Here is a 24,564-nt window from a genome sequence, read left to right on the forward strand (position 1 = left end):
ATTTACGATCTTGATAATTTGTTGACCGGGGTTTAACGCCTTCGATACTTCCGCGCCGACAGCACGTTCGCGCACTTTGGCGATGAATGTTTTTACAACGCTGAAATGCACATCGGCTTCGAGCAGCGCAAGGCGCACTTCACGCATGGCGGCATCCACGTCCGCTTCGGAGAGTTTGCCGCGGCGGCGGAGTTGGTCAAAGACTTGGTTGAGTCGTCCAGTGAGGGTTTCAAACATGGGATTATTTTATGTCATTGCGAGGAGGGTGCTCTTCCCGACGAAGCAATCCCAGATTTGATTGCGAGATTGCTTCGGACGAAGAACAAGAGCGCCCTCGCAACGACATGTTAGTAGATTCCTTTTCAGTGTAGGAGGAGCATTTTAGCGCGTAGCAGGTTGAGGGTCAAGAAAGAAGCGGGGATTAATCGCTATTTCCACGCAGGCCGCGAGTGATCAATATCCACTGCCCTAAAAATCCAATTGCAAGGATCAAATATGCGGCAAGGTAGGTTGAATCTATAAAAAGTGTGAGGGTGTTACTGTTTTCAACAGACCACGCATAGAGGCCTGCTTTATCAGCCCAGGCATAGAGCAGGTCTGATACGCCAAAAACCATCAGACCAAACCAGGGACGCATCAGCGCGCCGCCTCTAAAAACAAACACGAGTGCAAGCCCTGCCAGGCCGACAGTGAGATCGGCCAGGGGATAATATAGGTCAATATAAGATGGGATGCTGAACGAATTAAGCAGGATGAGTATGATAACCGGAATAAGCAACACTACCAGCCATAAGCCAATGGCGTAGGTGCGAATACTGTCTTTTCGCGCAGGGCTGATGAGCAAGTATTGATGATATAGGGCGAAGGTGAAAAACACGAAACCAATGACCCAGCCAATATCGGCAATGCTGGGATTGGGAACTTCCTCAAAAATGAAGGCATATATCTGCCAGGCCACTTCGCCAAAAAACCATGACCAACCAGCAAGCATGATGTTCTTCCATATTTTGCGCGGAGAGTCATCCTCATGGTAATGTAGGAATATGGCGGTAGCGATGCCGGCACCTGCAAGTGCCGCAATGGATGTGATGGAGTTGAGTACAAGATTATTGAATGGCCCTTCGAGCGGGGCGTATTGATAAAAAATAACGTAGCCGGCCAACAATAGCAGAGAGATTGTATAAGAGAAAGTAAGCACAGGGAATGGCCCTGTTTTTTTGGAATCGTAGGGTGTGTTATTCATAAAAATATCCTCCCGGCAAAAGACCGTAAGTTCGTATCATTCCCTGTTCGTATTGGGTCAGCTTTCTGACGATTTCCCGCAAAGTAGATGCAAGCAAACGCGGGCCGATCACTACAGAACAATGCCCAAACATTTCGTTCAAATACAGTCTGTAATTTTGCGCGGCGGATTGTGGTGAGGTGAAGACCTCCCTATCTACTAACTTACGGGATGATATTGCAATATCGAGGTTTTGTTCTGAGGCAAAAACGGTCATCAGGCGCATTAGTGATTCCACCAGGGCCCGCCCGGTCAGTGCCTCAAACCGCTCAAGCATGGGCCCGGAAACATCTGCAAAGAGACGCCGCAGGCCATATTCCTGCCAGGCATCCACAGAAGAGTCCGGGGAGAAGGTGGAGACGGAGCACTGCGATCCGTTCAATTCATGCGCGGTCTTAGTAATTCTCGGTTCGTCAAGAACGGAGCCTTGCGAAACATAAACAGAGTGCGGGGTACCACGATTGCCTGGGAAGAATACAACGCCGGCGGCATGTTGCCAATTCACATGAACGAGGGAAGGTTCTTTTTCTCTGGTCTTAAGTTCAAAATATTCGGTTAATTGTTTTGGTTTGGAAAACACTTCGGTTTTTGCGCCCTGCGCCTGTAATAATAATCTGGACAAAAACACTCCAAAAGGAGTGAGCGAGATGAATTTTGAATACACATCTCCCCGAGAATTCATTTTTTCGTACCACTGCTCCTGTGTAAGTGCCCGTTCATTCCCCGAATTGACCAACGAATAGGTTAGGGCTTTCCCGCGTTTGAAAAACAGATAAAGATGTTCATCAGAAGAATACGCCAGCCTGATCAGCCCCGTCCGCTGGCGTTCGCGGCAAGAGTCGATCAACGTTTGAATTCCTGTTACTGGTATTTTTAGTTCGTCGGGATAGACTATATTGTAAATTGTTGCCATGTTCGCCATATGATAGCACTTCCTGAATATAGCGACAACATACAGTTTCTTTACAATGATACCGAAACTACTTATACTGGCCTGTGTTCTTGCTTTCATCCTGTTCAAATGTCACGGAGGAGTTATGACAACTGAGAAGCCAATGGTAAATGATAGAAAAGAGATTTTCGGATGGGCAATGTACGATTGGGCGAACTCGGCCTTTAGCACCACAATTGGAACGGTTTTTCTTGGGCCGTATGTGGCCTCTCTGGCGCGTAGTGCGGCAGAAGCAGCGGGGACAGCCACAGTTTCATTTTTTGGAATCCCTGTTGCGCCTGATTCATTCCTGCCCTACTGCATTTCATTCTCCGTGGGAATGCAGGTTTTGTTTCTGCCGATCCTTGGTGCAATTGCGGATTATTCGCACCTGAGAAAACGCATGATGCAGATCTTTGCGACCATTGGCGCGGTTGCAACGATCCTGATGTTCCTCGTCACCGGGGGATTATGGTGGCTGGGCGGCCTGCTGTTTATTGTTGCCAACCTCGCTTTTGGTGCGGCCATCGTTTTTTACAATGCCTACCTGCCCGATATTGCCAGTGAAGATGAAAGGGACCGGGTCTCATCCTACGGCTGGGCGATGGGATATTTGGGCGGTGGTGTTTTGCTGGCACTAAACCTGGCCTTCTTTACCTTTAGCGAAGACCTTGGTGTGCCGGGCGAGTTAGCTGTCCGCATCAACCTAGCATCAGCAGGCATTTGGTGGCTTGGGTTTTCTTTTCTCACATGGAAGAGGCTGCGCCCACGTCATGCAGCTCGTCAACTCCCTGCCGGGGATACCTATGTAAGTATTGGCTTCAAACAACTGCGCAAGACCTTTAGCGAAGTGAAGCATTTTCCCGAGACCTTGAAATTCCTGCTCGCTTACTTTTTATATAACGATGGAATTCAGACTGTCATTGCTGTCGCTTCAACCTTTGCCGCCGCGCCTCTGATTCAGGGTGGGCTGGAACTTGAACAACAGACCTTAATCGCCGTTATATTGATGATCCAATTCGTAGCTTTCTTTGGGGCCTTGTTCTGGGGCAGGCTTGCAGGCTGGATTGGCGCAAAGCAATCAGTGGTTGTCAGCTTGGTGATCTGGTCCGCTGTGGTGATCTATGCCTACGGTGGACTAAAGGGCGAGAATGCGACCTTGGAGTTCTTTATCCTCGGCATTTTCATTGCTATGGTGATGGGTGGTTCGCAGGCTATCAGCCGCAGTCTGTTTGCGCAGATGATCCCCAATGGCAAAGAAGCGGAGTTCTTCTCATTCTACGAGATCAGTGAACGCGGAACTTCATGGATTGGGCCATTGGTATTTGGCCTTGCAAACCAGATGTTCGGGAATTTGCGCTATGCCATTCTTTCGTTGATCTTCTTCTTCATTATGGGCTTGATCCTGTTGCCCTTTGTGAATGTAAACAAGGCCATCACTGACGCTAAGAAATACAACGGAAATCAGTAACATAATTTCTAACGTAAATAAAAACAGCGCAGACAAGTTATCTGCGCTGTTTTTTTCATTTAATTCTTCCTTTTCTTCTTCAAGAATAAAGGCGGCATTTTAAATTTCGGCGCACGGTCACTGGACCAGGGCGCTTGCGGAGCCATCACCAAAGCACATAAAACCAGCAATACGCGGTCATAGTTAACCCGCCAGCCTGCGAAATCTATCCATGCTTTTTCACGGTCTGGTTTGATCGGCAGCCCCGCCTGCTCCAATTTGCGGATCAATTCATCATATTCTTCACGAGTGACACTGATGGGTGTAGCTGGAAACGTTGGGTTTTGAGGACGGGTAATATCAAAATAATCTGCAATACGTGTTAGAGCGATATAGCCCGCTCGAATACACAAAGCAGCAGACATTTCAGTGGGAATATCAATGGAAGATAAGGTAATTGCAGCAGTATCCAACACTGCGCCTGCTGATGTAACCCACGAATTCTCGGCGCGTGGGGAACGAAAAAAGACAATGGCAGGCAAAGTGGTATGGCTTTCTTCGACATCGGCAAACCAGGTCTCCCAATTTCGCCAAAGCTCGGCGAGTTGATCCAATCCATGAATGCGATGAAAGCGCGACAGCATATCAAATGGATTCGGCGGATTGCCGGCACGTATTTCAAGCATGTTGACAGCTTGTTCACGGCGCGAAAAAGCAGAATACATGGTTGGCAAATATGCGATCAACAGGGCCACCATGATGAGTCCCAGCATGGCTTCAGAAAAGGCCAGGGCGGTTACAAAATATCCCTCAGGGTTTGCAAACCCCAGCGTAAGCAAGGATGATCCGCTTAATCGAAAATCGAAAAAATAATCGCCAGCGCCTAATGCCCAGTACATCAAAGAGTATCCGATGGAAATCAGAACATACCAGACTGGCAGCAGGAGCATCAATGAGAATGGCCCATAATAGGCCATGATCGCATCGCGTTGTTTGTAAGACCTGGTAAATCGCATGAGAAATTCAAAAATGTGACGCATTACCCCGAAAACCAACCGGTTGAGCTGGCTGCGAGCACTGCGCGGCAATACAAATGTTGAGACAGCTGAAAAAACTGTAGTAGATGCAATCACCAGCCCTAAAATAAAAACGAAGATGTGAAGGAAGGAATCCATGGACGAAATTATATAGTAGCTTCCGTTAAATCAACAACCTGCCGTTTGGGGCAGGTTGTTCTTGTTGTTACTGCAAATTTGCATCAAACAAACTTCTAAATTCATCTTCCGAGGCATAGCCGATAAGTTTCTCGATCAAACCTCCGTCTCCGTTCAGGAAGTAGAACTCGGGCTGGTAATAAAAGCCGAGGGTCTGTTGGAAAATGTCGGTACGGGGGTCGTCTGCATCAAGATAGGAAAACTTGACTTTGCCATAATACTCTGCTTCGAGCCCATGAACCATGGGCGCCATGGATCGGCAGGTGCCTCAGGTGAAGCGGAAGAATTCCACCAGTTGCAATTGACCAGAAGCCAAAACAACGGTAGTTGGATCTGTAGCTTCGAGGGTAGGTCCACGTGAAGTGGGGGCAACTTGAACACTTACAGTTTGCGTGGGCGCAAGAGTCGCTGGGGGTGCGGAGGTGGGGTCAACTGGTGCGGCGGTGGCAGGGACAGACTCCACTGTCGGCAAGGCGGCGGGGACGCTGGTTTCGGCTGAGGCGCAGGCAGAGGCCGCTAGTACAGCGACCAGGCTCAGTGTCCACAAAAAGAGGCGGGGTTTCATCAATATTCTCCTGTTCATAATAGTTATGATAGCCCGCTTTCACTCCGTCTTACAAAATCTCATGAAACACTAACGGATTTGTAGGGGCACAGCGAAACGCTTTATGGTCGAAATCTTAAATCAACGTGCTGTGCCTCTACGTTTCAAACAATTTCTAAGCGGGAAATACGTCATATCGAAAAACAGTCGCTTTACTTTGACGGTTGTGAAATCCTACGCTATACTAAGTTTAGTTAGGTAGTTAGTTAGTTTGATAGTTAAGTGGCTTTTCGGTTTGTGGTCTAACTACCCAACTACAAAACTACTCAACTATTCAACTAATTGGAGGTACTGCAATGGCAGATTTTAAACTCACTTATGCAACCATGTTCAACCCGCCCGACGAGTTGCACACCGGCTTCGATAAAGCGGTTGAAAAACTCAAGAAAAATATGGGGCAGGAATATGGCATGTTGATCAACGGCAAGGAAGTAAAAGCCGATGAGAAGTTCGACGACCACTCCCCCGTCAACACCGATTGGGTGCTGGCAAAGATGCAGAAAGGCAATGCCAAGCACGCACAGGAAGCGTTGGCAGCGGCGCGCGCGGCATTCCCCATGTGGAGCCATACTCCCTGGCAGAAGCGCGTGGAATTGCTTCGCAAAGCCGCATCATTAATTGAAGAGCGCATTTTTGATCTCGGCGCGGCAATGGCACTTGAGGTCGGCAAGAATCGCATGGAGTCTTTGGGCGACGTGCAGGAGACAGCCGACCTTATTTATTATTCCTGCTATCAAATGGAAAAGAACGATGGTTACATCGTTGAGATGGGCAAAGACCCGCTCGTAGGATATGAAGCAAAGAATGTTTCTGTGCTTCGACCTTATGGTGTGTGGCTGGTGGTTTCTCCTTTCAACTTCCCACATGCATTGACAGGTGGGCCTTCAGGCGCAGCGCTGGTTACCGGTAATACCCTTGTGATCAAGCCTGCCACTGATACCGCATGGATCGTACGCTTGCTGGTGGATTGCTTCCGCGATGCGGGACTTCCTGATGGCGTCGTTAATTTCGTTACGGGCCCCGGCTCCACACTTGGGCAGGCTCTCGTGGATAGCCACGAAGTGGATGGCCTAACCTTCACAGGCTCCTTCGATGTGGGCATGAAGATGTTCCAGGATTTCGGCAAGCGCAATTACGTGCGCCCAACCATTTTGGAACTCGGCGGAAAGAATCCTGTCATCGTTTCCAAGAATGCGGATTTGGAACGCGCCACCATTGGGATTGTCCGCTCGGCATTTGGCTTGCAGGGGCAGAAATGCTCTGCCGCTTCTCGCGTGCTGGTAGAGGATTCTATTTACAATGACCTGGTTGCCCGCCTGAAAGATACCACTGACAAACTTGTCATCGGTGACCCCACAGAGAAAAATACATACAATGGCCCCGTGGTCAATCAATCGTCCTACAATGATTTCAAGAACTTCACCGAAGAGATCAACCAGGGCGGCGGCAAATTCCTGACTGGCGGCAATGTGAAAAGCGGCGGCATGTTCGATAAGGGTTACTACTGTGAATCCACCTTTGTCACCGACCTGCCTTACGAGCATCGTTTATGGAAACATGAGATGTTCCTGCCCATTGCCACGATTGGCAAGGTTAAGAATCTCGATGAAGCCATGAAGATCGCCAATGACGTGAACTATGGCCTGACCGCCGGCTTCTATGGCTCCAGCGAAGAAACCGAATGGTTCTTCGATAAAATTGAAGCAGGCGTGACCTATGCGAATCGTCCGCAAGGCGCAACCACCGGTGCATGGCCTGGCTTCCAACCCTTTGGCGGATGGAAGGGTTCAGGCTCAAGCGGCAAGAATGCAGGCGGTCACTATTACCTCCCGCTTTACATGCACGAACAGATACGCACGCTGATTAAGTAAAGTAGACAGGTAGACACGTAGACAGGCGAACATACAAGTGCCCTGTCTACGTGTTTCGTTTGTACCTGTTTACTTCTTTCCGTGTTTACTTCTTTCCTTGTTTACTCGTCCACTCCCCACAGGTAAAATAAAGTCATGGAAAATGACGATCCCTTAATCGTTCGTGTGGGAACATTCTTTATAATCATGGGTGGAGCAGCCTTCATCCTCTTTGTGATGTCGGATATCGCTGACAAGGTGGATTTTGACTACCTCTTCGTAGCCATGCTGTTGATTTTCATCGGCTGGGCCTTCCGCCGTAAAAAAGCGCCGCCCCCGCCTGCGGGACGATTTTCATACGTAAGAAAATGGCGTGAGAACTCAAGAAACAAAAAAGCTGGAAAATCCAAAGAAAAAAAATAATATGTCCAAACTCATTACACTAAAGAAAGCAATTTCAGAATTTGTAAATGACGGCGATATCGTTTACGCGGCGGGGTTTACCCATCTCATCCCCTTTGCGGCGGGACATGAGATCATCCGTCAGGGCAAAAAGAATCTCACGCTGGCACGCGCCACTCCCGATTTGATCTATGACCAAATGGTGGCAGCAGGCTGTGCGAAAAAGGTCATCTTTTCCTATATGGGGAATCCCGGCGTCGGGTCGCTTCGTATCGTCCGCTCTGCGATTGAAAAGGGCGAATTGGAGTGGGAGGAATATTCCCACTTCGGTATGATCACTCGTTTGCAAGCGGGCGCATCTGGCTTGCCCTTCCTGCCGATGAATCAAACAGGGGCGACGAGTCTTGAACAAGTCAATCCGCTCATCAAACGTATTCCTGACCCATACGGCGGCAAGGATGTAATCGTTGTGCCTGCCTTGAATCCTGATGTAGCAATTGTCCACGTGCAGCGGGCGGATAAGAACGGCAACGCTCACTTGTGGGGTATCATCGGCGAACAAAAGGAAGCCGCCTTCGCCTCAAAAAAAGTCATCCTGACAGCAGAAGAAATCGTAGACGAATCAGTGATCAGGTCCGACCCGAACCGAACGATGATCCCTGGGATTGTCGTCAGCGCTGTGTGTCATGTTCCATTCGCAAGTCACCCATCCTATTCACAGGGATATTATGACCGTGACAATGAGTTCTATCTTGCATGGGATAAGATTAGCGAGTCGCAGGAAAACGTGAAAAAATATCTGAACGAATGGGTCTATGGCGTAAAAGACCGCAACGCCTATTGGAAGAAACTCGGCGAGAAAGCTCAGAAGCGTTTAAAAGTAAAAGCGCGATATAGCGAAAAGATCAATTATGGAAGTTATTAATAAAGTAACCAGGTAAACAAGTAGACACGTGAAAAACATTCCACAATTTGATTATGGCGGTAATGGCGTACCGCTCCATTTTCTTCACGCCAACGGCTACCCGCCTGAATGTTATAAACCACTCTTTGAACATTTACAAAAACAATATCACGTCTTCGGGATGAAACTCCGCCCGTTATGGGATGAAGCCAGCATGGATGATTTGGATGACTGGCATCCGTTGTCAGATGACCTGCTTAGGTTCCTCTCGGACTATGATTTTCGTTCTGAGCGGAGCTCCGAAGGGGCACAGTCGAAGGATGACCCCGTGATCGGAGTCGGTCATTCCATCGGAGGCATTGTCACCCTGCGCGCGGCAATGCGCGACCCAAAGAAATTTCGCGCCATCATCCTGCTAGACCCTGTGCTTTTTGTGCCGCCATTTTTAGTGATGTGGAACTTCATTCGGATGATAGGGTTAGGGCACAGACTCCACCCCCTCATTCCCGCCGCACAAAAAAGGCGCAGGTCATTCGATGATATCGAAACGGTATTTCAAAGCTATCGCACAAAGTCAATATTCAGGTACATGAGCGATGAAAGCCTGCATATTTATATCGAAGGGATCACCAAACCAAAAGCAGATGGCGGCTATGAACTGGTTTACACTCCCGAATGGGAGACCCATATCTATCTGACCGGGCTTCGCGATTTCGATCTCTGGCGCAAACTTCCCAGACTCGAAGTGCCAACGCTCATCATCCGTGGTGCAGAGACCGATACATTTTTGAAAAAAGCGGAAAAGCTTGTAAGAAAGAAAAATCCAAAAATACAAATTGAAACCATGCAAAACGCCACACACATTCTGCCGCTGGAACATCCACGGGAAGTGGCTGAAATCATCAATGATTTTTTGTATACTTCATAAGACCTGACAGGTCTCCTCAATAGATTGATTAATCGAGTTCTATTTTCATACAGTCTTTTGTGAATGCAATAAACAAGATAAGACCTGTCAGGTCTCTTACAAGGAGACCTCATGCCCGAAATAAAATATTCCTCCGCCGAGTTGATGATTGTCAACGCCGCGCGCCTACTCAAAGATGGTGACGTGGTTTTCGTCGGCGTGGGGCAGCCTAATTTGGCCTGTAACCTTGCGAAGCGAACACACGCACCAAACCTGGTGATGATCTATGAAGCAGGTGTGATCGGCGCGGAACCTGAACGCCTACCCCTCTCCATCGGTGACCCGACCCTCGTCAGCGGTGCGCTTTCAGTGGTGAGTATGTATGATATCTTCGCCAACTATCTACAGCGTGGCAACGTGGATGTGGGCTTCATGGGCGGCGCACAAATTGACAAGTATGGGAACATCAACGCCACTGTAATTGGCGGATACGATCATCCCAAAGTCCGCTTGCCGGGTTCGGGTGGTTCGCAGGAAATTGCAGCCTGGGCAAATCGCTGCTACATCATGACCCCGCATCAAAAGCGCCGCTTCCCTGAAAAAGTGGAGTTCATGACCTCCGCTGGGGCCATTGGCGGCAAAGGTGATCGTGAAAATGCAGGCTTGCGAGGCAGAGGTATGGTTGGCGTGGTGACCGACATTGGCATGATGGAACCTGATGAAACAGGTGAGATGATCCTCACTGCTTTACATCCCGGGAAGACCGCTGAAGAAGCCAAAGCCAACACAGGTTGGGATTTGAAAGTCGCAACGCAGGTGAAGGTCACCGAGCTTGTTACAAAAAAAGAATTGAAAATTTTGCGCGAAGAACTCGACCCTACTGGAATCTATCTTAAAAGTGCCGCCTGACATTCACATTGGCATCCCACAAACTTCCCCTTTACGCAGAACGGCAGGCGGGGTATACCAAAACTGATGAACGCCATTCCCATTCGCCATATTCTTTTTGATCTGGGCGGCACCTTGATGTATGCCAGCAAAGATTGGTCTCCAATCCTGCAACGTGCCGATCAGGCGCTTGGCGAAAAATTACTTGAACACAATATCAAGCTTGAATTGAATATCTTTCGAGCGCGCCTGCATGAATATTACGAACAACGCGATAAGGATTTTCAGGAAACCACCTATCACTTCGTTTTACGTGAACTGCTCAAAGAGTTGGGGTATGCCGAAGTCGCTGAACCAGTTCTCAGGTCCGCGTTGGATGCGATGTACTCCGTCACACAAACCAACTGGCAGCTTGAAAATGATACAGTCGCCAACCTTCAAAAATTAAGATCTCAAAATTATAAGCTTGGCATTTTTTCCAACGCAGGCGATGACAAAGATGTGCAGGAACTCATCGAAAATTTTGGCATTCGTTCATACTTTGATTTTGTGCTCACCTCCGCCAAATGTTTTTATCGCAAGCCGCATCCGCGCGCATTTGAGATCGCACTGGCACAATGGAACATCTCACCCAATGAAGCTGTGATGATCGGCGACAGCCTTGAGGCGGATATTTATGGCGCGAAAAATTTGGGGATGCAAACGATCTGGATCACGCGCCGCGCGCAATTCAAGGATGAGGACATGCGTCGCTTCAAACCCGACTTCAGCCTGCGCAACCTCAATGAGCTTTTACCCACCCTTGAAAGAATCTCCATCATCCGCCTCTGACAGTTGATCTGCATCAATGTCAGGGTAAAATCCCTGCATGACCCAAAACCGATTATTTTCATACATCGCCCTCGCGATAGGCATTATCGCGCTGAGTCTTTCCGCCATGTTCGTGCGCTGGGCAGATGCACCCGGGCCCATGACCGGCTTCTACCGCCTGCTGATCTCCACATTTTTACTCACCCCATTTTTCCTCAAACAACAAAAACAACTTGCGCCTATTGACCGTAAATATTTGTTGTTTCCATTGATAGCAGGTCTATTCACTGCCTTCGATTTTGCATTTTGGAATTCGTCACTGAAATATACAACAGCAGCCAACGCCACCTTGCTCGGCAATACTGCGCCATTATGGGTTGCATTGGCCGCACTCCTGATATTTCGTGAAAAATTAAAAGGCATATTTTGGGCTGGGCTATTACTGGCTCTGACAGGCGCCGCACTTGTGATGGGTTCTGACTTTCTGCTTCATCCCACGCTCGGCTTGGGTGACTTAATGGCAAGCACAGCCGCCATCTTTTATGCATCCTACCAACTCATCACCCAGCGCGGACGCATACACGTTGACCCCTTTCGATATACCTGGCTGGTGGGAGTCAGCGCAACCATCGGAATGTTAATTATGAATATCGTGCTGGGAAATTCCTTTACCGGGTATTCGGCGCAAACGTGGGTCATTTTCTTTGCTACTGCAATTGTGTCGCAAATGATCGGCTATCTTGCCATTACCTATGCACTTGGGCATTTACCCGCATCCATTGTTGCGCCCACACTGATCGGGCAACCCATTCTGACTGCTGTTTTGGCGATTCCGCTACTGGGTGAAATTCCCACGACCATTCAATGGATCGGCGGCGGAATTGCCCTGGCAGGTATTTATATTGTGAACCAATCTCACCGGCAGAGCCAGCAGGAAACACCGAATGCTTAACTCTTTTGGACACGGATGAGTCTTCTGAAAAAACTCTTCTTAACACGAAGGGCACACACCTGCCTTGGTACGGCTTAAGCCGCACGGTGCCAGGGAAGTACATAAGGAATTCTTAAGGCTTCTCGAAAATTTGAGCTTTTGCGCGAACACCCTTTAAGATTCCTCGCGACCTTTGCGCGCTTCGCGGTAAATTGGCCTTTTTGCAGTACAGTCACGGAAAAAACCGTAGCAAAAAAACTCTTTTCCGTGTTTTCCGATAAACTTGTACTGAGCCTGTCGAAGTGTCCGTGTACAAATTAAATTCATCCGAGGAGCCCATGGAAATCAACATTACAACTGAACAGGCGCGCGTTCCGATAAGCGTGATGCGCGTAAAAGGAAGTATCGACTCCGCCACGCATCAGGCTTTTCAAGCAAAAGCCGAGGAAGTCATCGACAACGGCGCGCTGTACTTGCTAATAGACTTTGCAAATGTCTCATTTATCAGCAGCGCGGGACTGCGTTCAATCCATAACATCTTTAATAAGTTACGTTCTTTGCATAAAGATGTAAACGACGATGAACTTCGCAGAAAAATGAGCGCGGGCATGTATAAATCTCCATACATCAAAGTGACCAACCTTTCTCCACACATTAAAGAAATATTTGAACTAAGTGGATTCGAAACCTACATTGAAATACATGAAAACATCGCAAGCGCGGTCAAATCCTTCTAATTCTTCCAAATAAAAAATCCTTCCTGCTATAATCTCAATATGTCTCAAGATCTCTTTGACCACGCCATGCAGGAACGCATGAAAAGCGAAGCGCCGCTTGCGGCTCGCATGCGTCCACGAACATTGGATGAATACATCGGGCAGGAACACATCGTGGGTGAAGGCAAACTTCTGCGCCGTGCCATCGAAGCCGACCGATTATTTTCGTCCATCATCTTGTGGGGGCCTCCAGGTACGGGCAAGACCACTCTCGCTCAAGTCATCGCCAATACCACCCAGAGTCACTTCGTTACCATCTCTGCCATTTTGGCGGGCAAGGCTGACTTGCGCGTGGTGATCGATGAAGCGCTCGAACGACGCAGGCTTCACAACATGCGCACCATCCTTTTTGTGGATGAAGTCCATCGTTGGAACAAAGCCCAGCAGGATGCGCTTCTCCCACATGTTGAAAACGGCACCTTTACCCTCATTGGCGCAACAACAGAGAATCCATATTTTGAAGTCATCAAAGCATTAATTTCGCGATCACGTGTTTTTCAATTAAGGAATCTAAATCAAGAGGAGACAGGTATTCTGATTGATCGCGCCCTGGCAGACAAAGTTCGCGGCTATGGAAACAAACGCATCAAGCTTGACCGTGAGGCCCGCTCCCACTTAATTGAAGTCTCCTCAGGCGACGCACGAAACGCACTAAATGCCATTGAGCTTGCAGTGGAATCAACGTCTCCTGATGTTAACGGCGTCATTCATATCACCCTGGATGTCGCACAGGAATCCATCCAACGCCGCGCCGTTTTATACGATAAAGACGGTGACGCACATTACGACACGATTTCTGCGTTTATCAAATCCGTCCGCGGATCGGACCCTGACGCGGCTTTATACTGGCTCGCCAAAATGATATACGCGGGTGAAGACCCTAAATTCATCATCCGCCGATTAATCATTCTGGCTGGCGAAGATATCGGCCTCGCTGACCCCATGGGACTCGTTGTCGCATCCTCTGCAATGCAGGCTTTTGAATTCATTGGCCTACCAGAAGGGATCTATCCCATCGTCGAAGCTACGCTGTATCTCGCTACTGCTCCAAAATCCAATAGCGCGGGCGCATACTTCAAAGCCATGAAGAAGATCGAAGATGAAGGCCAAGTCTCTGTGCCGCGACACTTACAAGACGGAAACCGCGATGCCGAAGCGATGGGACATGGTAAAGATTATGTTTATCCACATGATAGCGAAGGTCATTTTGCGCCACAGCAATATTTACCGAAGCGACTACTCGGAACATATTTTTACTCTCCAACACAAGAGGGATATGAGTCACAAGTCACTGCGCGGCTTGAGATGTGGCGTGAAGCTCAACGTAAAGCATTGAACATCGAACGCAGGGAAGACATCCCTGATATGAGCGAAGAAGAAATAAAAGAAATGAAGAGAAAAATAAAATAATGCCCATCTTATTATTGATCCGTCACGGCGAAAATGAATTTGTCAAGTCTGGGAAAATGGCAGGACGAATTCCCGGCGTACATCTTAACGAAAAGGGGCAGAAGCAGGCGCAGGCGTTGGCAGAGGCGTTGAAGGAAGTACCGATCAAAGCCATTTATTCGAGTCCGCTTGAAAGGGCGATGGAGACTGCAAATCCGATTGCGGTATTACATAAGCTGAAGATCATTCAAGAACCCGACTTGATGGACACCAACATCGGCAAATGGCAGGGACGTTCCTGGAGAGTTTTGGGACTCACTAAAGTCTGGAAGATCGTACAACATGCGCCCTCGAGATTTCGATTCCCCGATGGAGAGTCTTTTCCTGAAACACAGTTACGAATTACAAATGTCCTTGAGCGTATAGTACAAACCTATAAAAAGCGACAGGATATTATTATGGTCGTCTTTCATGCAGACCCGATAAAACTCGCTGTATCGCATTTCCTCGGTATGCCGCTTGATCATTTTCAAAGGCTGAGTTGCGACACTGGTTCCCTCACTGCATTGCACGTCGGCGAAATGGGAGCAAATTTGCTCAAGTTAAACCAGCGCCCGCCATTTGATTTTCTATCCAGGAAAAAATAATGGCAAAGCTGAAACTTGATTTGCATGAAATTTACAACCGCGGCGATAAAATTGACACCGAGTTAAACCGCATTGTGGAAGAGGCGATTGATAAGAAGATCAACCTGGTTGAGATCATCCCAGGCAAAGGCAGCGGACAGCTCAAGAAGAAAGTTTTGAGATTCTTAAATCAAAGCCATATCAAAAAACTTTATCATCGCGTGGAGAAGGATGATAAGAACTTCGGAAGGATATTCATTCACTTCAAGTTTTAAGAAAAATAAACGACTTTATTAAGCAGGTAGTGTTCTTATCGGTAATTGCATATGAATAACCTCCCCTCAGGCATAGTTACATTTTTATTTACTGACATCGAAGGAAGCACCAAACTCGCACAAGAGCAGCCCAATGCCATGCCTGCCCTGCTCGCACGGCACAACGAAATTCTGAATCAGGCGATTCAAGCACATAACGGTTTTGTGATACAGATCGCTGGCGATTCTTTTTCTGCCTCATTTCACGATGCCAGCGACGCCTTGAATGCCGCGTTGGATGCACAACGCTTATTGTATAACGAGGCATGGTCACCTGCGCCGATCAGGGTACGAATGGGGATACATACAGGCCTGGCGCATTTGGAAAGCGACGCAAAAGGGGTTCATTATTCAGGCTATACCACATTGGCAGTAACCCAGCGCATCATGTCTGCCGGGCATGGCGGGCAAATTCTGCTTTCGCAAAGCACATTTGATTTAATCACAGATAAATTACCAGAGCAGGCGCAACTTGTAGATATGGGTGGGCAGCGGTTGAAGGATGTTCTGCGTATAGTACATCTCTATCAATTATCGGTTCCAGACCTGCCCTCAGAGTTCCCAACACTTAACACACTTGAATTATTCAGCCATAATCTTCCTTCCCAGCTCACGTCTTTCGTGGGCCGTGAAAAAGAGATGGATGAAATAAAAAACCTGATTGCAGCAAATCGAATCGTCACCCTCACAGGTTCGGGCGGGGCTGGCAAATCGCGCCTTAGTTTGCAAGTGGGTGTGCAATGTTTGAATCAATTTTCAGACGGTGTATGGCTTGCGGAACTTGCATCCATCAACGATCCCGCCCTCGTGCCACAGACATTGCATTCCATTTTCAGATTGCGAGAAGACAGGCATCGCAGCCCATTGGAAGTACTGATCGATTATCTGCGCGCAAAAACCCTCCTGCTCGTGCTTGATAACTGTGAGCATCTCATTGAAGCCTGTGCACAGATCAGCGAGTCGCTCTTGCAGGCCTGCCCCAAATTGCGCATCCTTGCGACCAGCCGCGAGGCGTTGGGCATCGCCGGCGAAGCCGCCTACCACGTGCCATCTTTAGGCACACCCAATCCTGAACAATTACCTTCATTGCACCAACTGGAAAAGGTGGATTCGATTCGACTCTTCATCGAACGTGCGGCAACTGCCAAAGCAGGCTTTACGTTGACCAAAGACAACGCCTCGTCCATCGCGATGATCTGCTACCGTTTAGACGGCATTCCCCTGGCGATCGAGTTGGCCGCTTCGCGCGTGAAAGCCTTATCTCCCGAACAAATCGCAGCGCGGCTCGATGACCGCTTCCGCTTGTTGACGGGCGGTTCGCGTACTGCATTGCCGCGTCAACAGACCCTCCGAGCCATGATTGACTGGAGCTACAGCCTGCTTTCAGAAGAGGAGCAGACTCTGTTTCGCAGGCTGGCGGTTTTTGTCGGCGGGTGGACTCTAGAAGCAGCAGAGTCAGTTTGCGGCGAAGAAAGAGGCGGGTTTGACATCCTGAATTTGCTCACCAGATTAGTGGATAAATCCCTCGTTTTCACTGAAGAATCCATGGATGAGATTCGATATCACCGTTTGGAGACCATTCGTCAATACTCGCGTGAAAAATTTTTTGAGACCGACGAAGTGGAAGCAGTCAGAGAACGTCATCTTGATTTTTTTGTGGGGTTTGCCGAACTGGTAGATGAAAATCTTAAAGGTGCGGATCAGCAGGTCTGGCAGAATCGCATGACGGAAGAGCTTGATAATCTACGTGCGGCGCTGGAGTGGGGATTGAGTAGAAACCCTGACAAAGCACTACGCATCGCCGGGGCTGCCAACCTCTTTTGGACAGCAGGTGGATATTCTGCTGAAGGCTTTCGCTGGACGCAAAAAGCATTGGAGCAGGTCGAGAAAATTCCAGTTCCAAAAGATGTAACCACAGAGCAACGGCTGCTTGCACGTGCCAAAGCCCTGCGCGGACTTACGAGGTTGTACCTTTCATTGGGAGATAACGCAAATGCGAAGCGTGTGGCTGAAGAAAGCGTGGCTCTATACCGCAGGAGCGAGGATCGACGAGGATTGGCGTTTGCCCTGGTCGTGCTTGCCTATCCACTTGAATTTTTGGGTGAACGCGAACAGGCCGAAGCAGCGCTACAGGAAAGCTACACAATCGCCCGCGCCGAGGGAGATGTTTATGCAATCTGTCGGTCGTTGAACATGTGGGCGCGCGTGATGCTTGATCTTCATCATGATCTCGACCTGTCGCAGCACTATATAGAAGAGTCGCTCCGCCTGGCAAGAGAAGCTGGTCTCCGCTCGCAAGAGGCCCAGGCATTCGAGATAATGGCCACCATTGCAATACACAGAGGTGACCATAATGAAGCTCGCAAATACTTTGAAGAGTCTGTTAGGATCTATGAGGAAATAGGAGCCAGGTTCAATGTTATCGTTGAAAAGAGCAACCTCGCACATCTGGAACGTCGGCAGGGTAACCTTGCTCGTGCACTAGAATATTACCGCGAGACCATCATGGCCTTCCGCGATATCGCACAACTCGGCGCAGTTTCTCACCAATTGGAATGTTTCGGGTTTATTGCCCTCGAAAAGAATCAAGACGAACGCGCTGTGCAATTGTTCGCTGCTGCAAATGTGTTCCGCGAAAAACACAATACACCTATGACGCCTGACGAGCAGCTCTATTTTGAGGAGCAACTGACAAGCCTGAGTGAGAAGATGGCTGAGAATCAATTTGATTCGGCATGGTCAAAGGGTCATATCATGACGATGGAACAAGCAATAGAGTTTGCTTTAAATTAGCCCCACCATTTTAGAATTCACAAAGGAATTTCATCAATGACTGAACCACATACTTTCATCCTCGAAACAAAAAGGTTACTTCTCAGGCGTCTTATCATGGATGACTTGGATGAACTATTCGCGTTGTATAGCGACCTCGAAATTCGGCAGTATTTTCCCGAAGGCGTTTTGAATTATGAAGATACAAAAGAAGAGCTGGAATGGCATATGAATGGGCATCCGCGCCACCCCGAATTGGGATTGTGGGCAACCATTCACAAGGAAACGGGAAAATTCATTGGCCGCTGTGGCTTGCTGCCATGGGAAATTGACGGCAAATTGGAAGTCGAAATCGCCTACTTGCTCGATAAGTCATTTTGGCATCAGGGGTTGGCAACCGAAGCCGCGCAAGGCATCCTCGAATATGGTTTTCAAAAATTGCATCTAGCGCGCCTGATCTGCCTTATTGATCCTGAGAATATCGCATCTCAAAGAGTTGCTGAACGAACCGGAATGACGCTTGAAAGAAAAGTGGATGGAATTGACGGAGACAATTATCCAACGCTGATTTATTCTATAAACAAGTAAGTCACACTTCCTCCTTGCGGGGACTTCGCAAGCGTGACCACGATTTATTTCCACAACTTTGCTAGTTCATTCAGCGATTTGTAATAAGGCTCGATACTTGGAATGTAATGCCGCTCATCCTTTGCATGAGGGCCAATGCCGGACTGACCCCATACGACAGCCTGACCACCTGGAGCGAATCTTGCGCTGGTACCAGGGAGTTTCTTTCCGATCCTCGCTCCTACTCCGCCCGAAGCCTGTTTGACCGCTTTGATCAGCGCTTTCAACGCTGGGTTGTTCGTGTCGCATGCCACGCCGTTTTCCATCACCGTAAAGCGAACTTCAAGTTCGCTTGCTGCACAATACGCCTCAACCTTCGACCTTAGACCTTCGACATCATCCTGTGGAATGGGACGAATCTCAACACCGAGAATCCCCTCCGCTGCGGTGATGTTATACACGCCAGGCGTGCCGACATTGATGAATGGGAATTTTGCTTGCGATTGCCACCCATCAGATGACTTCAACGTAAGATGTTTTGCAAAGATTTCATTCAAGTCTGCGCGGGCATTGATCAGTCTTTCACTCAAATCACCTGTGCCTGCAACTCCCGAGTGACCTTTTGCGCCATGTGCAATCACATCAAAGCGCATCACGCCGCGATTTTCCACGCAGATTTCACCAAATAGTTCATCTCCCTTTTCGCCTGTCCGCTCGCCTGCAATGAATAGCGCTGGTTTCAGACTTCCGAAGTCTTTGGTGTCTTCGGAAGTCTCAGCGAGGGCTTTTAATACATGCGGCGTGCCCCATGCTTCGGCTTCGCCATTCTCTTCGTTGCCGACTAACAACAAAGCAATATTGGGATAGGGACGCAGCGGCGCTGCACCCTTACGAGCGGACATCATATCTTTCATCCAGACTAAATACGTTGCAACGACAGTCTTCATGTCTGCCGCGCCGCGTCCCCAGAGATAATCACCTTCGATGCGTGGGATGAATTGCGAGTCGTCGGATTCAGGTTCGACAACATCGAAATGACCCGTTAACAGAATAGGAGATTGGAGATTAGAGATTGGTAATTGGGAATTGGTAATTGGGAAGGCAGCGTAAATGGCGGGGTATTTTCCGTCAAAGAATTTAACTTCAAGCCCAGCGTTTCGCAAATAATCATCGATCAATGAGCCTGCGCGATGGACTTCGTCGAGGCGTTCGTTTGGAGAAGCCGTTACAGAGGGAATGCGGATCAATTGTTGAGCGAGGTCGAGGATTTCACTCGTTTTATCAGGATACGAAATTTCAACCACAGCCTGCGCACGCGGACGGAATTGCATGGGCGCTTGCGGAGTTTGACGCGCGGCATCGCGTCCGCGCTGGAGATACTCAGCGATCTTGGAGGCATCATCGCCAAGCGAAGTGTATTCAGATGCAATGCGTTCCACATCACCTTTGACTTGGGTCTCACGTTCAAAATGTAATTCTTTCAAAACATCAAAAGGCACTTCTTTGTTGTCGCCCAATTCATTTTGTAAACGAGTGCGCATTTTCTCGGCTGTGTTACGTCCGCCTTCAGATATTTCAACAAGCGGAGTCAAATCATTCCATACGTTCAATGCTTCGGCGAGAGGCTTGACTTCATTGAGAGTCCACTTGAGGAATTCGCGCATGGCAATCGGTTTACCTGTCAATGGGTTTTCTATCTCGGCCCGCATACTGAATTTCGCGGCGAGGTTTTCATTGGTACGGGCACGTGTGATATCTTCGCGATCATATCGGAAGCCGCGTGCGAATTGTGGATCAGAATAGATACGCAGAAGCAAAAGATGTTTGAGGGTCAGGTTTGCGATGTCAATATCGAGGCTGTGCCCGCCATCATCCACGCGGACTTCGACACGTCCCATCGGCAAATTAATTCGCGCCATAAGATTCTGCTTTTCGATTTGTTGAGCCATCTCATCGGGAGGAGTCGCCTGACCCACAGCAAACAGGCCACGGGTGTAAAGAGCCGTTAATTCATCGCTTGTGGTGGAGATCAATCGCTCAACAGGTTCGGCAAACGAGCGCGCACGCACGGGAGTCCAATTGTTATTTCCAAAACGGACGCCGCGGCGCACGAGGTCATAAGAATTTTGAAGATAATCATTGTATGAACGATACAGGTCGGGAAGATCAAGTTCGCGCGGATTCGGAAAAGTTAGATTGCGAATCGAATCATGCTCGGTGAGGACGACAACCGCACGTCCATCCTTGACCTGAGCCTGCATCGGCGTGGACGCAGCAGCGGCGATAAAGAGTGACGCGAAGGCGCGCAAGAGTCGCGTTGCGGTGATATAGAATTCTGATTTGAAATCATCGAGATGCTTGTCGCCGCGTTCATTTGAGGGGAGGTGCATAAAGTCCCACGAGAAGAGCGGATCAGGCAAAGAGAGATTGCTGTGAATGCCCGCAGTCGCAAGTGTATCGCCGTAGAGATCGATACATTTTTCAAGATAACGGCGCTTGGCAATGCTCCAATTTCCAGGCAAGGAATCGTGACCGATATCGGTGAGGAATAAAAGATTGCCGTGCCAGTGATGCAGACGCTCGCCAAAGTTAACACCCGCGCGATGAAGCGCATTGATGAGCGAAGCTTCCATGAGGCGCGCTTCGTAGATCGTTCCGCGCGGAGTGTAATACGGGCGCGTGGCCCACTCGATCATCCAGTGAAAGACTTCAAGCTGACTGAATTGCGCCTGCCAGGGTGGAATGCATTCAGCGCGCAGGTAATCTACAAAAGATTGCTGGCTGGGCCCCGCACCCACAGTGAGCAAGGGGCGCAGTTCTTCATCAAGAAGATTCCATTCCTGCTCGAAGCCGTTGAGTCCGCCTTGCGGTTTTTCCTTGGCGGCTTGTTCTACAGCGAGATGATATTTTTCAGGAAATTTTTGTGATGGCATAAGTTTTCAACCATGATGAACAGAGATGAACGGGGATAAGAGCAATAAACCGCGAAGAGCACGAAGGTCGCTAAGATTTTTTCTTGGGCTTTCTCTTCGCGTTCTTGCGTGCTTAGCGGTTAAGATTTAAGGGAATTCAAACCTTCCACCAACCTCTTGAACGCGCCTTCGGTTCGTTCGGCGGGAGTAGCATATGAGAAGCGGACCCAGTCATTGCCGAAGGGGGAGAAGAAAGCTCCAGGGACTATGGCAATGCCATGATTTTCGGCGAGGTATCCTCCGAGTGGTTCGCTATCTGCGAGATCCTTGGCCTTGATAAATTCAGCGACATTGATAAAAGCATAATAGCCTTTGCCGATGATGTGTTGGAAACCTTGTTCTGCTAATAATTTCTTCAAGACCGCGCGACTGGCATTGGTCGGCTCGATGATGGTTTGGGCGGCTGTGTCAAATCCCATTTCGTAAGCGGCTATGGCGACTGCCAAAGAAAAGAAGGAAGGGATAACGCCATGTGAAGCGCGGGCGGCAATGAATTTGATGACGGCTTCATCCGCAATCAAATGGCAGTTGCGGATGTTGGAACCGCCAAGTGATTTGGTGATGCCATCCAGGAACATGATCCGCTTGCGTTCTTCGGGGGTGAAGAATTTGAGGAAGGAGTTCAAGTCCATTGGGGATTCGTCAGTGACGTAGTGATACATCCAATCGAAGAGGACGAATGCCACGCCAGCTTCCAATGCAGCTTTAGCAAGTGAGACTTGCTTCTCAACGGCGATGGTCATGCCTGTTGGATTATCGGGATTGGTGATAACAAGGCCCGCGATCTTTCGTCCCTTTGATTCGGCAAACTTCACGCTTTCACGAATCGCATCTTCGGAATATGCCCAGCCTTGTGCGGGGTCACCTGGCGCCCAAAGGACATTGGCACCGACTCCATATGGTCCCCAATTATAGGAAATCCACGGGACTCGCGAAACCATGATGAGGTCGCCTTGTCGTCCATATCCCAATGCTAGCATGGCTTGATAGGCCTTGATTAATGCATCACGTCCGCCGGCGGTGCCAAGCACATTGGCGGGTCCCCAGCCAGAAGATGAGTCTAATTTCCAATATTGCTCGATGACGGCCTTGCGATAGGCGTCGGTGCCGAATGGCATATCGTAAGCCGTACCATGTTCCAGTTGAAGTCGAAGCGCGCGTTCTAAAATCGCCTTTGGAGTTCCAGGCAGGGATGCACCGCCGTCGCCCTGTGATGCATCAAATATTTTTGCGCCAGGATTCTTTTCCACATACACCTTCAACGACTTGTTGATAAGAAACATGCGTGAGGGCGGAATATCCGCCATTTGCTTGAGATGATCGCTGACGGGGATTAGGTTCTTCTCTTCAACGGCGAGGACGGGTGTGGTGTTGGAAATCATGATTAGCTCCTTAAGACCCCCTTCCCGTCCTTCCCCCATTTTCGCCGAAGTTCAGGCGAAAATGGGGGAAGGTGCCGAAGGGCGGATGGGGGTAAAAATAATGCCCCGAAATTCGGGGCATTTGGTGTACTTAGTAAGTATGAACTTGTTGCTGTTCACCCGACAACCACCAATGCCCCATCACTGAATTAGTGAGAGTGGAATTGGTATTGGTATCAATCATGAACAGGCTGAACATTGCGCGCAAGGATACCACTGGGATATAGTTGCGTCAAGCAGGTTATGGAAATCGATCTCCCCGCATCGAACAATTACGATCTTACATCAACTCCATGCCCGCCAACTGCTCTTAACTCCGCCCCACCCGGTGCACATGCCAGCAAAGGTTTCGCATTTGCGATCAAAGCACGGACTTGTTCATTGCCCAAAGAGGCATCATGCGATTCTCGATCATCCCATAATTCATAGACCCATACATGCGTTTCATTGGAAAGATCTTCATTAACAAGATAAAGATGGCATTCGGGGATTTCGCCTACAAGTTCTGCCGCCCTATTCAAGATATCAACCAACTCGGCGCGCCTGCCATTTTGAGCTACAAGGTTTCCTGTCATTGCGTACATTGCATTTTTTCTCATATCTACCATTAAACTCCGACGTTCAACTCGATCAACTGGGGTTTGGATTTTGGTACGCGGCGGAGCTCGCCGCGTACCTCCATGTCCAACTTCACAGTTGTGTAATACCACATCACCGACCCGTCAAAATCATTTTGCAACTGATCTTCCAAAAGGTCACCCAGTTGCGTAAACGTCATTGGACCATAGGCACGCAAATTCTCAAGGATGGCCTCACGCACAAGGTCATATTTGGCCTTCTCGATGCGAACACCATGTTTCGTTGGGTCGGGGTTGACGGTTAGTACATATTCATTCGTAGCCATACCATCACCAAAATTATTTGGGATTCATGCTTGTATATAAGGCAAGCACATTCCCTGTGGGATCCTTGAACAGACCAAACCAACCAGTGCCAGGAATCTCTTCCTTAGGGCGCACCACTGTGCCGCCAAGAGCCACCACTTTTTTCAGGTCGGCCTCAATATCATCGCTGTCGATATAAACCAGCACCTGACCTACAGGGTATTCATCAGACGCCTTGTTGAAACCGCCGCCCGATCCACTGCCATCCTCCCACATGGTGTAGTCGAAGTCAGGCATATGCTGCATCTTCCACCCAAACAGGGACTCATAAAACTTGGAGGCAGATTTGACATCGGCAGCTGGGATTTCAACATGAACAACATTTCGCTTGGACATAACATTCTCCTTTTGGTGAAATAAAAAAGACGATATACAATTTTAGAACACACGTTCTAAATCGTCAAGCACCAGATATGGGATGTTTTTCCAGGCCGCCGCCAGATACACCGAAGGAAATCCACCGCTTCATTGCGGGATCGTTCAACTGCTCTGCCAACTCAGGCGTGATCTGCCCTATGGCGGGTTGCTACAATGCAAAAGGCCAATCGATTAATGCGAAGGCGCAAAGTCGCCAGGATTTTAATAACGAAACTTTTCGGAAAATATTGAT

General features: G+C 48.8%; 24 protein-coding genes and 1 pseudogene. 14 read left to right on the top strand and 11 right to left on the bottom strand.

Annotation, left to right across the window (positions count from 1 at the left end; genetic code table 11):
- From AC14M5_RS19295 to AC14M5_RS19305, 3 genes are all read right to left on the bottom strand, one after another.
- On the bottom strand, nt 1–237 hold a 237-nt coding region (locus AC14M5_RS19295), incomplete at its 3' end, for a signal recognition particle receptor subunit alpha (protein WP_484031343.1).
- Between the two features lie 184 nt (nt 238–421).
- On the bottom strand, nt 422–1,243 hold the full coding sequence (locus AC14M5_RS19300) for a hypothetical protein (protein ID WP_484031344.1): 822 nt from the start codon (nt 1,241–1,243) through the stop codon (nt 422–424).
- The gene (locus tag AC14M5_RS19305) at nt 1,236–2,204 is read right to left on the bottom strand and encodes a hypothetical protein (protein ID WP_484031345.1); all 969 of its coding nucleotides are present in this window, start codon (nt 2,202–2,204) and stop codon (nt 1,236–1,238) included. The genes AC14M5_RS19300 and AC14M5_RS19305 overlap by 8 nt, the downstream gene beginning before the upstream one ends.
- 115 nt (nt 2,205–2,319) lie before the next feature.
- On the opposite strand from AC14M5_RS19305, the gene AC14M5_RS19310 reads away from it, so the two are divergent.
- Complete coding sequence (locus AC14M5_RS19310; RefSeq protein WP_484031346.1) at nt 2,320–3,684, top strand: MFS transporter; 1,365 nt, start codon at nt 2,320–2,322, stop codon at nt 3,682–3,684.
- A gap of 59 nt (nt 3,685–3,743) precedes the next feature.
- On the opposite strand, the gene AC14M5_RS19315 is transcribed toward AC14M5_RS19310, so the two are convergent.
- The 3 genes and pseudogenes from AC14M5_RS19315 to AC14M5_RS19325 all read right to left on the bottom strand — a co-directional run bounded on the left by AC14M5_RS19315 (nt 3,744) and on the right by AC14M5_RS19325 (nt 5,442).
- Nucleotides 3,744–4,838 (bottom strand): hypothetical protein, encoded by a 1,095-nt coding sequence (locus tag AC14M5_RS19315; RefSeq protein ID WP_484031347.1) that lies wholly within the window; start codon nt 4,836–4,838, stop codon nt 3,744–3,746.
- Between the two features lie 67 nt (nt 4,839–4,905).
- Nucleotides 4,906–5,133, bottom strand: a pseudogene (locus AC14M5_RS19320) (YbbN family protein); the annotation flags it as partial.
- A gap of 12 nt (nt 5,134–5,145) precedes the next feature.
- On the bottom strand, nt 5,146–5,442 hold the full coding sequence (locus AC14M5_RS19325) for a hypothetical protein (protein WP_484031348.1): 297 nt from the start codon (nt 5,440–5,442) through the stop codon (nt 5,146–5,148).
- Nucleotides 5,443–5,777: 335 nt separating this feature from the next.
- On the opposite strand from AC14M5_RS19325, the gene AC14M5_RS19330 reads away from it, so the two are divergent.
- The 13 genes from AC14M5_RS19330 (at nt 5,778) to AC14M5_RS19390 (ending at nt 18,638) form a co-directional block, all read left to right on the top strand.
- Complete coding sequence (locus AC14M5_RS19330; RefSeq protein WP_484031349.1) at nt 5,778–7,352, top strand: aldehyde dehydrogenase family protein; 1,575 nt, start codon at nt 5,778–5,780, stop codon at nt 7,350–7,352.
- Nucleotides 7,353–7,487: 135 nt separating this feature from the next.
- The gene (locus AC14M5_RS19335) at nt 7,488–7,754 is read left to right on the top strand and encodes a hypothetical protein (RefSeq protein ID WP_484031350.1); all 267 of its coding nucleotides are present in this window, start codon (nt 7,488–7,490) and stop codon (nt 7,752–7,754) included.
- 1 nt (nt 7,755) lies between these two features.
- Entirely contained in the window at nt 7,756–8,658 is a 903-nt protein-coding gene (locus AC14M5_RS19340) for a CoA transferase subunit A (RefSeq protein ID WP_484031351.1), read from the top strand.
- A gap of 28 nt (nt 8,659–8,686) precedes the next feature.
- The gene (locus AC14M5_RS19345; RefSeq protein ID WP_484031352.1) at nt 8,687–9,565 is read left to right on the top strand and encodes an alpha/beta fold hydrolase; all 879 of its coding nucleotides are present in this window, start codon (nt 8,687–8,689) and stop codon (nt 9,563–9,565) included.
- A gap of 111 nt (nt 9,566–9,676) precedes the next feature.
- Entirely contained in the window at nt 9,677–10,453 is a 777-nt protein-coding gene (locus AC14M5_RS19350) for a CoA-transferase subunit beta (RefSeq protein ID WP_484031353.1), read from the top strand.
- A 66-nt stretch (nt 10,454–10,519) separates the two neighbouring features.
- On the top strand, nt 10,520–11,263 hold the full coding sequence (locus AC14M5_RS19355; protein ID WP_484031354.1) for an HAD family hydrolase: 744 nt from the start codon (nt 10,520–10,522) through the stop codon (nt 11,261–11,263).
- Nucleotides 11,264–11,300: 37 nt separating this feature from the next.
- On the top strand, nt 11,301–12,194 hold the full coding sequence (locus AC14M5_RS19360) for a DMT family transporter (RefSeq protein WP_484031355.1): 894 nt from the start codon (nt 11,301–11,303) through the stop codon (nt 12,192–12,194).
- 317 nt (nt 12,195–12,511) lie between these two features.
- The gene (locus AC14M5_RS19365) at nt 12,512–12,910 is read left to right on the top strand and encodes an STAS domain-containing protein (protein WP_484031356.1); all 399 of its coding nucleotides are present in this window, start codon (nt 12,512–12,514) and stop codon (nt 12,908–12,910) included.
- A gap of 39 nt (nt 12,911–12,949) precedes the next feature.
- Entirely contained in the window at nt 12,950–14,359 is a 1,410-nt protein-coding gene (locus AC14M5_RS19370) for an AAA family ATPase (protein ID WP_484031357.1), read from the top strand.
- Nucleotides 14,359–14,985, top strand: coding sequence for a histidine phosphatase family protein (locus AC14M5_RS19375; RefSeq protein WP_484031358.1), 627 nt, complete (start codon nt 14,359–14,361; stop codon nt 14,983–14,985). The genes AC14M5_RS19370 and AC14M5_RS19375 overlap by 1 nt, the downstream gene beginning before the upstream one ends.
- Nucleotides 14,985–15,239, top strand: coding sequence for a Smr/MutS family protein (locus AC14M5_RS19380; RefSeq protein ID WP_484031359.1), 255 nt, complete (start codon nt 14,985–14,987; stop codon nt 15,237–15,239). The genes AC14M5_RS19375 and AC14M5_RS19380 overlap by 1 nt, the downstream gene beginning before the upstream one ends.
- Before the next feature lie 51 nt (nt 15,240–15,290).
- Nucleotides 15,291–18,071: an adenylate/guanylate cyclase domain-containing protein gene (locus AC14M5_RS19385; protein WP_484031360.1), complete on the top strand. Its 2,781-nt coding sequence runs from the start codon at nt 15,291–15,293 to the stop codon at nt 18,069–18,071.
- 36 nt (nt 18,072–18,107) lie between these two features.
- Nucleotides 18,108–18,638 carry a GNAT family N-acetyltransferase gene (locus tag AC14M5_RS19390; RefSeq protein ID WP_484031361.1) on the top strand — a complete coding sequence of 177 codons (531 nt, stop codon included), beginning with the start codon at nt 18,108–18,110 and terminating at the stop codon, nt 18,636–18,638.
- A gap of 44 nt (nt 18,639–18,682) precedes the next feature.
- Here the strand turns inward: AC14M5_RS19390 and AC14M5_RS19395 are convergent, their stop codons facing one another.
- The 5 genes from AC14M5_RS19395 to AC14M5_RS19415 form a co-directional block, all read right to left on the bottom strand.
- A complete protein-coding gene (locus tag AC14M5_RS19395; RefSeq protein ID WP_484031362.1) occupies nt 18,683–21,550 on the bottom strand; it encodes a M20 family metallopeptidase in 2,868 nt (955 codons plus the stop codon).
- Between the two features lie 119 nt (nt 21,551–21,669).
- On the bottom strand, nt 21,670–22,971 hold the full coding sequence (locus AC14M5_RS19400) for an aminotransferase class I/II-fold pyridoxal phosphate-dependent enzyme (protein WP_484031363.1): 1,302 nt from the start codon (nt 22,969–22,971) through the stop codon (nt 21,670–21,672).
- Nucleotides 22,972–23,282: 311 nt separating this feature from the next.
- A complete protein-coding gene (locus AC14M5_RS19405) occupies nt 23,283–23,609 on the bottom strand; it encodes a putative quinol monooxygenase (RefSeq protein ID WP_484031364.1) in 327 nt (108 codons plus the stop codon).
- Between the two features lie 8 nt (nt 23,610–23,617).
- Entirely contained in the window at nt 23,618–23,914 is a 297-nt protein-coding gene (locus AC14M5_RS19410) for a DUF6958 family protein (protein WP_484031365.1), read from the bottom strand.
- A gap of 13 nt (nt 23,915–23,927) precedes the next feature.
- Nucleotides 23,928–24,290, bottom strand: a complete 363-nt coding sequence (locus AC14M5_RS19415) for a VOC family protein (RefSeq protein ID WP_484031366.1) — start codon at nt 24,288–24,290, stop codon at nt 23,928–23,930.
- Nucleotides 24,291–24,564: the final 274 nt, after the last annotated feature.

Source organism: Candidatus Villigracilis sp. (assembly GCF_057083605.1).